The organism is Pseudoduganella sp. GW821-FHT12E03 (genome assembly GCF_058807115.1).
In genome coordinates, this window is sequence record NZ_JBXAQJ010000005.1 from 385,805 (window position 1) to 397,694 (window position 11,890).

Below are 11,890 nucleotides of genomic sequence, written 5' to 3' on the forward strand. Positions count from 1 at the left end.
ATCGCATACCCCTTATGCCACCACCGTCTGTGCTTCAGCCGGCGCCATGCCATACCGCTGCCAATAATCGCGGAACGCATCGCGGATATTGTCGCGCAATACCTGGTTGCTCCACGGCTTGGTATAAAAACGGTATAGCGAACCGCGGTTGATGGACTCCATGATGGTGGCCAGGTCGGTATAGCCGGACAGGATGATGCGGAACGTATCCGGATACATATCCTTGATCCGGTCCAGGATTTCCGTACCGCTCATGCCTTCCATGCGCTGGTCGCACAGCACCAGGTGGACCGGGTGCTGCGCCAGCAGGCTGAATGCGTCCGCCGCGCATTGGGCTGTCAAGATGTGGTAGCCGTCCGGGCGCAGCAGGCGCTGCAGGGCCGACAGCACGTGCGGTTCGTCGTCGATGATCAGCAAAGTACGCCGCTGCACTGCCGGCGCCACGGGCGCGGCCAAGCCGGAATGGCTGTTCAGCAGGACTTCGCACTGGCCCGCAGGCAGCGGCCGGCTGAAGTAGTAACCCTGGATATGGTCGCAGCGGCGCCGCGTCAGGTATGCCAGTTGCTCGGCGGTTTCCACGCCTTCCGCCACCACGTCCAACCCCAGGCTGTGCGCCATCGCAATGATGGCGTCCACCAGCGCGGCATCGCCCGGGTTGCGCGTGACTTCGCGGATAAAGGCGATATCGATTTTCAGCGTATCGACCGGCAACCGTTTCAGGTACGCCAGGCTGGAATAGCCGGTGCCAAAATCATCCACCGCCACATGGACGCCGAGCCGGCGCAACGCGGCCAGGATACCGGCGGCGCGGTCGGTGTCGTCCATCACGGCGCTTTCCGTCACTTCCAGGCTCAGCATGGCCGGTTCGATGCCATGCGCGATCACCGCCTGGCGCACGATGTCTTCCAGGTTGCCTTCGGCGAACTGGCGGCTGGCGACGTTGACGGCGATATGGAATGGCTGGCTGGTCACGTTTTGCCACAGGGCGGCCTGGCGGCAGGCTTCATCGATGACCCATGCGCCCACCGCAACAATCAGCCCGGTTTCTTCCAGCACGGGAATGAAGTCGGCCGGCGACACCATGCCGTGCCCCGGCCGGTTCCAGCGCAGCAGCGCTTCCACGCCGGCCACGCGGCCGCAACTGATATCCATCTTGGGCTGGTAATACAGTTCGAATTCACGCTGGTTATAGGCCTTGCGCAGCGCGTTTTCAAATTCAAAGCGCTGCTGCACCTGGGTGTTCATGCTCTCGGTGAACCAGCGGCAACTGTTGACCCCGGCCATGCGAGCCTGGTGCAAGGCCACACCGGCGTGCCGCACCAGGGTGGCGGCATCGGCGGCGTCTCCCGGGTGCAGCGCAATGCCGATGCTGGTGGTCAGGCATACGTCGCCACCGTCGGTGACAAACGGTTCGCTGCACACCAGGCGGATTTTTTCCGCCATGGCCAGCGCCACGGCGGGCGACTCCAGCGCCGTCAGCGACAGCGCGAATTCATCATTGCCGACCCGCGCCAGCGAAGCGCTGGCCGGCGCGCACTGCTGCAGGCGGCGCGCGGCCTGCTTCAGCACTGTGTCGCCGGCGGCCTGGCCCAGCGTATCGTTGACGCGGGAAAAACCATCGAGGTCAACCAGCAGCACAGCGCTCATGTGCTGCGCGCCCTGCCGCTCCTCCGCCACCATCATATGTTCCAGTGCGCGCTGAAACAGTTCCCGGTTCGGCAACCCTGTCAATGCATCGTAATTTTTCATCCGCTCTCCATGGCTGCAGGACTCGTTGTACAGCAGCCGCACTTCCAGCATATTGCGGATGCGGCTCAGCACTTCCGGGTGATCGAACGGCTTGGCGACAAAGTCCTGGGCCCCCTCGGCCAGCGCGCGCAGCTTGTATTCCGGCGCCGCCGTCAACGCCAGGATCGGCAGGTAATGATCGTTATTGAGCTGCTTCAGGTGCTGCATCACCGCGAAGCCATCCATGAACGGCATGTTCAGGTCGAGCAGGATCAAATCGTAATTATGCGCACGGTGCAGCTCGCACACTTCGCGCGGATCCATGGTGGACGTAACGTCGGTATAGCCGGCCATCTGCAGCATGGCGGCCAGCACCGCCACATTGAATGGATGGTCGTCGACGATCAGGATTTTCGCTCCCGATATTTCAGCTGCACTGATCATGTTATTCCTCCTGCTGTAACGATTGAGCCCAGGTACTGCAAGCAATGGACACCGCATCAAGCAGCGCCCTGATATCCATCGGTTTGCGCAGGTACGCCGCCGGCTGCAGGCGCAGCGCGCGCGCATGGTCTTCCGGGTTATAGCGGCCGGTGACGAACACCACGCCGGTACGCGGCGATACCTGCGCCAGCTGCGCCTGCACCTCAAAGCCGGACATGGCGGGCATGTGCACATCGAGCACGGCACAGCATGGGGCGCAGCCATCGAGGGCATCGAACAGCGAGGCGCCCGATTCGAAAGCGCGTGCGGCGATGCCGGCGGAACGCAGCAGCCGGACCAGCGCGCGGCGTATCGCCGCTTCGTCGTCCACTATCGCCACCCAGGGGGAATTGGTATCCATGGAGTCCAAGATAGCCCGCCCGTGGCGGACTGGATATTGGACCTTGTGCTTACAGCTCGGGTTCCGAGGGGGCAGTGCGCAAGCGGTCCACCATCCGCACCAGCGCGGACACGGATTTCGCTTGCATTTTCGTCATCACGCGTGCCCGGTGCACCTTCACGGTTTTTTCCACCGTGCCCAGGGCGGCGGCAATCTGCTTGTTCAGCAAGCCTTCCGCCACCAGGTCCATGACTTCGCGTTCGCGCGGCGTCAGCGTGTCCAGCCGGCGGCGGATATCGTCGCGTTCCGCGCCGTCGGCCAGGCTGCGGCGGTTGCGCTCGAATGCGGCCTCCACCGCCGCCAGCAAGCGCTCATCATTGACCGGCTTGGTCAGGAAATCAGCCGCCCCCTGCTTCATCGCTTGTACGCCGGTGGCGATGTCGCCCTCGCCCGTCAGGAAAATCACTGGCAAGTGGCTGTTGCGCAGCGCCAGTTCCTGTTGCAGCGCCATGCCGCCCATGCCTGGCATGGCCAGGTCCAGCACCAGGCAGCCGGGCGTGCCGGCGTCGCCGCTGTCGAGAAATTCGCGGGCCGACGTGTAACTTTGCACCGCATAGCCGGCCGAGGCCAGCAGCCGGCCCAGGGCCTTGAGGATCGCCGGCTGGTCGTCGACCAGGAAAACGCGGGGTGTCATGGCAGCTGGCTACTCCTGTAACGGCAAGACCACGTGGAACGTGGCGCCCTGTTCCGGGTTGTTTTCCGCCCACAGCTCGCCGCCGTGCGCCTTGATGATGGTGCGGCAAATCGACAGTCCGAGTCCCATGCCGCGCGCCTTGGTGGTATAGAAGGACTCGAAGATCCGCTCCAGCATCGCTTGCGGGATGCCGCTGCCGCTATCGGTGACGGCAATGTCCGCGCGCCCCGCCTCCGCCAGTCCGGCACGCACCGTAACCGTGCGCTCACGATGCTGGTCGGCCATCGCGTCGCAGGCATTCATCATCAAATTCACCAGCACCTGCTGCAATTGCACCGGATCCGCAGACACCGCCATCCCGGCCGGCGCCGGCTCCAGTATCAGCTTGACGTCATGGTTGATCAAGTCGTTGCGCAGCAATTGCACGACACCCTGCACCAGCTCATTGAGTTCGACCGGCTGGCGCGGCATGTCGGCATTGCTGAACAGGCGGCGCAAACGGCGGATGATGTCACTAGCGCGCTGGTCTTCATCGACGATGTCTTGCAGGATGTCGCGCACTTCGTCCAGGTTGGGCTGTGGCTGGCGCATGAAGCGCTGCGCCGCCTGCGCGTTGCTGAGGATGGCGGTCAGCGGCTGGTTCAATTCATGCGCCAGCGCGCCGGACAATTCGCCCAGCATGGTCACACGTGACAAATGCATGATTTCCTTTTGCTTATGCTGCACTTCCAGTTCCGCCAGTTTGCGCTTGGTGATGTCGAGCGACATGCCGCGCGCCAGGCTGGCCTGGCCATCGGCGCCACATTCGATGCGGCCATGCGAACCAATCCAGCGCAACGTGCCATCGGGCAGCACGACCCGGTATTCCGTCTGGTAGACGCCACCCCGCTCCTGCGCTTCATACAGCGTCCGCATCAGGGCGGCGCGGTCATCGGCATGCACCCGCTCGAGGAACTGGCCCATGGTGACTTCCTGCTCCGGCGCAAAGCCCATCAATTCGCGCCAGACATCCGACGCCCAGACGCCACCATGCACCAGGTCGCGCACCCAGATCCCCATCCGCGCAGCATCGGCCGCCAGCGCCAGCCGCTGTGCGCTTTCACGCATATTGGCCTGCGCATCGCGCACCACGGCTGCGGCCTCGTGCAGCGCCAGCGCCACTTCATTGGCTTCGCGCACCGCCAGCTGCGGCAACGGCGCCATGCCGCCGCCGGCCACGTCGCGCGCCGGCTCCACCAGCGCGTGCACGGAACGCGCGATGCCGCCGCCGATACGCCATGCCAACGCCAGCCCCGACGCCAGCGCGGCCAGCGTGCCGACGATCAGCCAGGCCAGTGAGCGGCGCAAGCCCACCGTCAGTTCGTCGAGCGGAATACCGAGCGCCACCGACCAGCCGCTGGCGGCGGAGCGGCTATACGCCGTCAGCACGGGAATGCCGTCGAGCGTTTGCGCCTTCAGCACGCCTTCGCTCGATACGCGCAACCGCTGCAACAGGGCCGGCACCACCTCCTTGCCGATAAACCGGGCGTTCTCATGGCTGCGCGCCGCGATGTGGCCTGAACTGTCGATAATCGCCGCGCGCCAGGCCGGCGCCAGCTTTTGCTCCGCCAGCACGCGCTGCAGGCGTATCGGTGTCCACGTCGCATTGAGCGACATGACAATCTCGCCCTCGCGCCGCACCGGCACGCCAACGGTGTAGACATACTGGCCGCCGATCGGGCCCATGAACATGTCGGACACGCCGGGTTGACCGGTCTTCAGGATGCGTTTTAATAATGGCGTGCCCGGCAGGCGAGGCAGCGGCGCGCCATACGGACGGCGGGTGGATAGCAGTAACGCGCCCGATGGCGCCACCAGCACGAGACTGTCCGCATGGATCATCTCCAGGACATCAACCGCTCTTGCATGAAAGTCTTTCAATTCATCGTCATGCAGCTGGCGCGATGTTGCCAGGGCTTGCAGCGCGGAGGCGGTACTTTCGAAGCCATGGTCCACCACGGCCATGATGGCGCGGGTGCGGCTGAGCATGTTTTCCGTCAGCACGGCTTGTTCGCGCTCGTAGAAATCGACTATCAGGAAAGCAGCGACAGAAGCCAGCGGCAACACGCATCCGACCACCAGCACGGCCAGGCTGGCCCTGACGCCGGGGACTTTTCTCCGCTTGATTTCCGATTGCGCTATTGCGGGCATCGCGCCGCACTCCGGGAGGCTGGACTTGATACCGATTGTATATAGAAAAAAAAGGCCCGTCTGCCTTTTAAGCGACGGGCCAAACATTCAATGGGAGAGACTATGAACGGTAGCTCGCATCATGACAGCCAATTGTTACGTGGTGATGACGCCGCCAGTCACCCGCGTTGCGACGACGATTCCACCTTCTCTTCAAAGTAGTAACCGACCCCATACATGGCATGGATAAACCCGCGGTCCGGCGCCAGCTGCTTCAGTTTGCGCCGCAGGTTTTTAATGTGGGTGTCGATCGCGCGGTCGCCGATGTCGCGCATTTCCACGCTCATCGCATTGATCAGCGCTTCACGCGTAAACACCCGCCGCGGCGCCGCGGCCATGGTGCGGAACAGCCGCTCTTCGATGCGGGTCAACGGCACCGGCTGGCCGTCAAACAGCACGCGCTCACTGGCGCCGCCGATCACGAAACCGGTTTGCGCCGGTTTGACTTTCAGTGACGGATCCGCGCGCCGCAACAGCGCGTGCACACGGGCCACGATTTCACGGGGAGAAAACGGCTTGCAGACATAATCGTCGGCGCCGGAATTGAGGCCATTCAAGCGATCTTCTTCCGACGACAGCGCCGTCAGCATCAGGATCGGCACCGGACTGCTGTGGCGCACCGTGCGGCACACGGCAATGCCATCCATGCCAGGCAGGGTCACGTCGAGGATCACCACCGACGGTTCGTCATCGAGGATGCCTCGCAGCGCTTCGCGTCCGTCGGCGACGCGCCGCACAGCAAAGCCTTCCCGCACCAGGTAGTCCGACAGCACGCCGGCAATCTGGTCATCGTCTTCCGCGATCAGCACTGTGTAACTCATGGCGCCTGGTCCTCCGGAGTGGTCGGCAATTCGATCCGCACCAGCACACCGCCCAGTGCGGACCCCGCGACGCCGATGGCGCCATGGTGCGCATCGACGATTGCTCGGCAAATCTTCATGCCAAGGCCGCTGCCGTCGCTGCGGCGGCTGCGCGCCGCCTCGGCGCGGAACAACGGCTCAAACACTTGCGCCAGTTCCTCGCGCGACAGGCCCGGGGCGCTGTCTTCAATCACGATGCGCACGCGCTGTTCCAGCGGCGTGACCCGCACCGTGATACGGCCCGGCGCGTCGGTGTAAGCGATGCTGTTGGACAGCAGGTTGATCAACAGCTGGTTGATCCGTGCGCTATCCCATATTGCCGTTGTTTGCGGCGCATCGCAATGGACTTCCAGTTCCAAGCCCTTTTTACGGGCTTCGCCGGCGAAATAAGGCGACAGGTCGGCCAGCAATTGCTGGTAGTCGAGCGGTGCGAACTTGCAGCGCAACGGCCGCAGGTAACTCATGGCAAGTTCATGTAAATCGTCCACCAGCCGGGTCAGCCGCTCGCAGGTGCGGTGCAGCGACTCCACGTGTTCCATGTCGATCGGATGCACGCCATCGAGCATGGCTTCGATTTCGCCCACCAGTCCCGCCAGCGGCGTGCGCAATTCGTGGCTGATTTCCGCGATCCAGTGGCGCCGCGCGCCCTCCAGGCGCGCCAGCGATTCCGCCATGGCGTTGACGCTGACCGCCAGCGGCTGCATGGCGCCATCGTCCGGCAGCGCCAGCCGCGCCGTGAATTCGCCGCCCGCCACGCGTTGCGTGACGGCGCCCACTTCGGCGACAAATGCCGCGCGCCGTTCCATCGCCGCCATGGCATTGCTGCGGTTGACCATTTCCGCTTCCAGGAAGGCATTGCGCTCGGCCAGCGCGCGCTCGTGGTCTTGCTCCAGCTTGCGCTGGCGGTCTTGCATGCGGCGCACGTGGTCATGCTGCGCCACCGCCAGCAGCAGCAATTCGGCAAAGTAAATGCCCTGGAAATTCACAAATCCGTCATAGGCATAAAAGCCGAGGCGGATGCCGGCCAGCCCGACCGCCACCGGCACCGTGCTGCAGAACTGCGCGAAGAAGAACCAGCGCGCATGGACCATGCCCATGCGCCACGCATGCCAGGCCGCCAGCGCCGTAATGGACGTCATCGCCATCAGCAGCAGGGTCAGTTGCGTCACGGGTGTGAATACGCCGCACAGGCGCAGTGCGATACCGATGCAGGCCGCCACGATGATGGCCACGAAGATGCGGTCATAGCGCGGCATGCGGGTGCGCGTTTGCAGGAACTGGCGCGCAAACAGGATCAGGAATATCGTCTGCACCAGCATCAGCATGTGCAGCAGGTTGTTGAACAAGTCCGGATCGTCGAAATGCAGGAAGCGCGCGAAGTGGCCATTGAAGCCGATCCAGGTGGCGATGGTGGCCAGCGCATACAAGCCATAAGTGGAAAAGCGCCGGTCGCGCGCGACGGCGGCGCCCACCATCGAGGAAAAAGCCAGCGCCAGCGGCACGCCGTACAAAATGCCCAGCTGGTTTTCACTGCGCGCCATGTTGGACACAAACGACGCCAGCGTATCGAGCCGGAACACCATCTGCATTTCCGCTTTATTAATATTGCCAAGGCGGATATACACTTCCGCACTTTCCCCCGGCGCGGACGTGAACTTAAAGCTGGGCAAATGCGCCGGCAACTGGCGCTCATCGACCCGGGTGCGGTCGCCCGCCACTTCGTGCATGCGCACCTGCCCTGTCAAGACCCACGCTTCCACATAATCCGTAAACGGCAGGCGGTGCTGCAGCACCCAGACCACCGGCCGCGGTTCGGGATTGGTCAATGTGAAACGCACCCAGTAGGCGGAAGCGGTGAAACCTTTGGTGAAGTTGTCCGGCGTGAGTGGCGTATAGCGCTGCGCCGGCAAGGCGCGCACCTGGTCCAGGGTCAAGTGGCCGGACGCGTCTTCCACATATTCGAGCTTTCCTTCTAACCGCAGCGGGAAGCGCTCCGGCAATTCCATCACGGTGCGCGTGGCGTGCGCGCCGGACGATGCGCCCAGGGCGAGCAAGAGGAAAAACAGGCGGAACAGCCAGACAATGGACGGGGGGCTTGTCATCGTGCGCGCCCTCTAATTTGCATTATTGAAACAGAAATTGTAACGCAGACATACAACACTCTCCACATTCTGGACTAAATGTTCACAATTTCTCCACAACTGTTTTGTATCCTCACCAACCTGCCTGAACGTCACGCCCAGACCCCTGCGTGCGGCTGGCATATAACCACAACAACGCTTTGGGATGACATCATGCTACAAGCTTCAAAAGCGCCAGCCCCACAATTGCTGGCCAAATTCGTACTGGGCGCTATCGCGGCGGTGATCCTGCCGATGCAGGGCGCCAGTGCGGGCGCCGGCAACTCGCTGGCAGCCGCCCGCCCCGGTTTTCAGGAACAGGTGGATTTGCGCAACACGGAAGGCTATACGGAATCGGCGCGCCTGTGTACCTTGCGCGCATCAAGCAGCGGTGAAATCACCGCCATGCTGGTGCGTCCGGGCGACCGCGTGAAAGCGGGCCAGGTGCTGGCGCGCGTCGGCCACTCCGACATCACGGCGCCGTACGACGGCATGGTGTCGGCGGTGCTGGCGCGCGTGGGCGAATCGGCCGCGTCGGGCCGCCATTTGCTGACCGTGTTCGATCCATCCCGCATGCGCGTGGTGGCGTCGATTCCCCGCTCCAAATTGCGTGACGTGAACGTGGACGAGCCGGTGGAAATCGAATTCCCATCGAGCAACCAGCGCATGACGGCGCAAAAAGTCATCGTGATTTCGCAGGCCGAGCGCCCGATGCAGATGGCCAAGGTGTACCTGGAACTGGGCGCCAATTCGGGCTTGCAGCCGGGGCAACTGGCGCGGGCGAATTTCGCGCCGGGTAAGCAGTAAGCCGCCGGCACCGGCTACAGCGGGCACGGGAGCTTGCGGTACAATCCCCCTTTCGCCCGTTTGTTTTTTCTCTATATGGAATGCCGTCCCAACTGCGGCGCCTGCTGCACGGCGCCGTCCATCACCTCCCCGATTCCCGGTATGCCGAACGGCAAGCCCGCCGGCGTGCGCTGCATCCAGCTGGCCGATGACAACCGCTGCCTGATTTTCGGCAAGCCGGAACGCCCCGCCTTTTGCGGCGGCCTGCAACCGGCGGCCGACATGTGCGGCGACAGCCGGGAATATGCGGTGCACTGGCTGGGGGAACTGGAACGGGCGACACGGCCGCACGGATGACGGCGCACGTCGATCCGGAATTGCTGCGCCGCTGGCTGACCGCGCGCTCGGTGGCGCGCGGCTTGCCATTGCCGGTCGCCTGCCATGGCGGCTGGCGTGTCGATACCGGGCTGCCGGCTGAGCGCTGCCGTCATGTTTTCGCCGGCCCGGTGCCAGGCATCCACGCGCTGGCGCCGACGGTCGATGATCCCCTCACCTTCATCAAGATGTGCGGCACCGGCGAGCAATTGCTGGCGCTGATGCCGCCGGGATGGCGGCTGCAGCACATCGGCTACTTGATGGTTCACGGCGGTGCGCCCATGGCGGCACAGCCGCTGCCTGCGGGTTACCGGCTGGCGATCTCCGTGGAAGGCGCCGCGACTGTGGCACGCATTTTCTTTGAAGATGATTCTCTTGCCGCCAGCGGCTATGCCGTCGAGCATGACGGCGTCTTTATCTTCGACACCATCGTCACGGAAGCACCGCACCGCCGGCGCGGCCTGGGCAAGGCGCTGATGGCGGCGTTGGGCGCGGCACAGCAATCGGCCGCGTCGCGCCGGGTGCTGGTGGCCACGGAAGAAGGACGGGACTTATATCTGGCGCTGGGGTGGACGATATTGTCGCCGTATGCGACAGTGGGGTTGTAACACCTGCCCACAGCCCGTGCGGCGAATACGGGCGCTAATCCCCGCATATTGTGCGGAGATTAATCCAGCAAGGCGGATCAAGCGCCAGCATGCAGCCGCCACAGCACATCAAATTCCCATGCACAGATTTCCGCGCCGTGGCGCTGCGGATCCGCATTGATCTGATCCAGTCCAGGCAACGGCGCCGGGTCCAGTTCCGTACTGCCAAACGCAAAATCGCCTGCCGCAAACCCCACGCCCCGCGTACGGAAAAATTCCAGCTTGCGCACTTCATAACGGTGCGCATCGAGTTCCGACACGATGCGCACAGGTTGCCGGTCATTGGTATGCAGCCACAGCACGTCAAGATAAGTCATGGGAACTCACTGTGACATGACATAGTGGGCGCGGTAGGCGATGTCGAGCACGCGCTCGGCCCACTGGGCCGCTTCGTGCGCGGGACGCTGCAGCGTCTTTTCGTAATAGGCGGCCAGCGCCTGTTGCGCCAGCGGATATTGCTGCACGATCTCCTGGTACAGCTTCCTGCTGGCCGCGTCGCCTTCCGCCCATTCCCGCAAGCCCTGGTCGACGCGCTGCCGCGAATTATGGGGCTCAGCCATCGCCCACGGACGCACCGCCGCATTGGCCCAGGTCTGCTGCACGGCCAGGCGCAAGCGCGCGGTCTGTTGCAGCGTCCCCTCATCCTGGCCTGATCCCATGGTCCGGTCCAGCAACGTTTCCAGCCGCTGTACCGGCAGCGGCAACAGGCTGGCGGCTTTTTCCACCTGTGCATGAAAGCGGATCGTGCAGCGCGGCGCCAGCCTGTCCGGCTCCACCGAATAAACGGTCCAGTCATGGAGGAAATGGTACGGCTCTCCCATGTCCAACAACCACAGCGCAGCGCCATCACGCAAGACCAACGGCGGCCACCAGCGGTCGGATAGCACTTCCCGGGCCGGCAGCGCCGCGCGTTGATTCAGCGCGCGCTGGAAGGCGTCCCGGGACGTGGCAGGTTCGACCAGGAAATAGCTGTGCATGTCGCCGCGCCATCCCACCGGCCAGACAACGACCGCCAGCCGCACGCCCTGCTCCGCCCGCGACTGCCACATCACGCTGACACCATCGCTCCGCGCTTTCTCGAATACCTGGGCGTCCAATACCAAGCCATCGCCTTCGCCATCAAACAGGTCGAGCGATGCCGGCGCCAGCGCCAGCGTGCTGCCAAACTGGTCCGGTATAGGCTGAGGCGCATACAGCGTCGCCAGCCGGGACTCGAACCGGCCGGCCGCCATCCGCATCGCCTGGCCACAAATCGCCGAACCGGCGCCGCCAATCTGCTGCGGCCAGGTGTCCGGTTTGCCGCCGGCCGCCTTGCGGCGTTCGAATTCCACCAGCCGTTCCTGATAACGGGCCGTCACGCACGCGGCGTCTTCGCAGGCATTGCGCTGCTTGAGCCAATACAGTTGCGAGGCTTTCACGACATGCTCGTCCGGCCCCTGGCCGGCCAATTCGCGGTAGGCAGCGCCCAACTGTTCGTCGAGCCGGGACAACCGCGGTTCGCTGCAAATCAGGCGCTCCGTCTTGCCGGCAACTTTGGCGCAGTCGAAACTGGCGGCGGACGCCGCTCCCGTCCAGCACATCACGGCAGCCAGCATGCCCCGTCCAACCATTCGCACTGCGCCCATCGC

At 63.9% G+C, this 11,890-nt stretch carries 11 protein-coding genes; 3 read left to right on the forward strand and 8 right to left on the reverse strand.

Annotation, left to right across the window (positions count from 1 at the left end; genetic code table 11):
• Nucleotides 1-12: 12 nt before the first annotated feature.
• The 6 genes from AC1RRC_RS15230 to AC1RRC_RS15255 form a co-directional block, all read right to left on the reverse strand.
• Entirely contained in the window at nt 13-2,172 is a 2,160-nt protein-coding gene (locus tag AC1RRC_RS15230; RefSeq protein ID WP_493056330.1) for an EAL domain-containing protein, read from the reverse strand.
• Nucleotide 2,173: 1 nt separating this feature from the next.
• Entirely contained in the window at nt 2,174-2,572 is a 399-nt protein-coding gene (locus tag AC1RRC_RS15235; RefSeq protein WP_493056331.1) for a response regulator transcription factor, read from the reverse strand.
• Nucleotides 2,573-2,621: 49 nt separating this feature from the next.
• Entirely contained in the window at nt 2,622-3,245 is a 624-nt protein-coding gene (locus AC1RRC_RS15240) for a response regulator transcription factor (protein ID WP_493056332.1), read from the reverse strand.
• A gap of 9 nt (nt 3,246-3,254) precedes the next feature.
• Complete coding sequence (locus AC1RRC_RS15245; protein WP_493056333.1) at nt 3,255-5,435, reverse strand: ATP-binding protein; 2,181 nt, start codon at nt 5,433-5,435, stop codon at nt 3,255-3,257.
• A 158-nt stretch (nt 5,436-5,593) separates the two neighbouring features.
• Nucleotides 5,594-6,295: a response regulator gene (locus AC1RRC_RS15250; protein ID WP_493056334.1), complete on the reverse strand. Its 702-nt coding sequence runs from the start codon at nt 6,293-6,295 to the stop codon at nt 5,594-5,596.
• Nucleotides 6,292-8,436: a 7TM-DISM domain-containing protein gene (locus AC1RRC_RS15255; RefSeq protein WP_493056335.1), complete on the reverse strand. Its 2,145-nt coding sequence runs from the start codon at nt 8,434-8,436 to the stop codon at nt 6,292-6,294. The genes AC1RRC_RS15250 and AC1RRC_RS15255 overlap by 4 nt, the downstream gene beginning before the upstream one ends.
• 192 nt (nt 8,437-8,628) lie before the next feature.
• Here AC1RRC_RS15255 and AC1RRC_RS15260 point away from each other — a divergent pair, with 192 nt between their 5' ends.
• The 3 genes from AC1RRC_RS15260 to AC1RRC_RS15270 all read left to right on the forward strand — a co-directional run bounded on the left by AC1RRC_RS15260 (nt 8,629) and on the right by AC1RRC_RS15270 (nt 10,223).
• Nucleotides 8,629-9,261, forward strand: coding sequence for a biotin/lipoyl-containing protein (locus AC1RRC_RS15260; protein ID WP_493056336.1), 633 nt, complete (start codon nt 8,629-8,631; stop codon nt 9,259-9,261).
• A 75-nt stretch (nt 9,262-9,336) separates the two neighbouring features.
• Nucleotides 9,337-9,597, forward strand: coding sequence for a YkgJ family cysteine cluster protein (locus AC1RRC_RS15265; RefSeq protein WP_493056337.1), 261 nt, complete (start codon nt 9,337-9,339; stop codon nt 9,595-9,597).
• The gene (locus AC1RRC_RS15270) at nt 9,594-10,223 is read left to right on the forward strand and encodes a GNAT family N-acetyltransferase (RefSeq protein WP_493056338.1); all 630 of its coding nucleotides are present in this window, start codon (nt 9,594-9,596) and stop codon (nt 10,221-10,223) included. Before AC1RRC_RS15265 ends, AC1RRC_RS15270 begins: the two co-directional genes overlap by 4 nt.
• Nucleotides 10,224-10,300: 77 nt before the next feature.
• Here AC1RRC_RS15270 and AC1RRC_RS15275 read toward each other — a convergent pair whose 3' ends face one another.
• Both AC1RRC_RS15275 and AC1RRC_RS15280 read right to left on the reverse strand, forming a co-directional pair.
• Complete coding sequence (locus AC1RRC_RS15275; protein ID WP_493056339.1) at nt 10,301-10,579, reverse strand: DUF6881 domain-containing protein; 279 nt, start codon at nt 10,577-10,579, stop codon at nt 10,301-10,303.
• Between the two features lie 6 nt (nt 10,580-10,585).
• Entirely contained in the window at nt 10,586-11,887 is a 1,302-nt protein-coding gene (locus AC1RRC_RS15280) for a lysozyme inhibitor LprI family protein (RefSeq protein WP_493056340.1), read from the reverse strand.
• Nucleotides 11,888-11,890 lie beyond the last annotated feature (3 nt).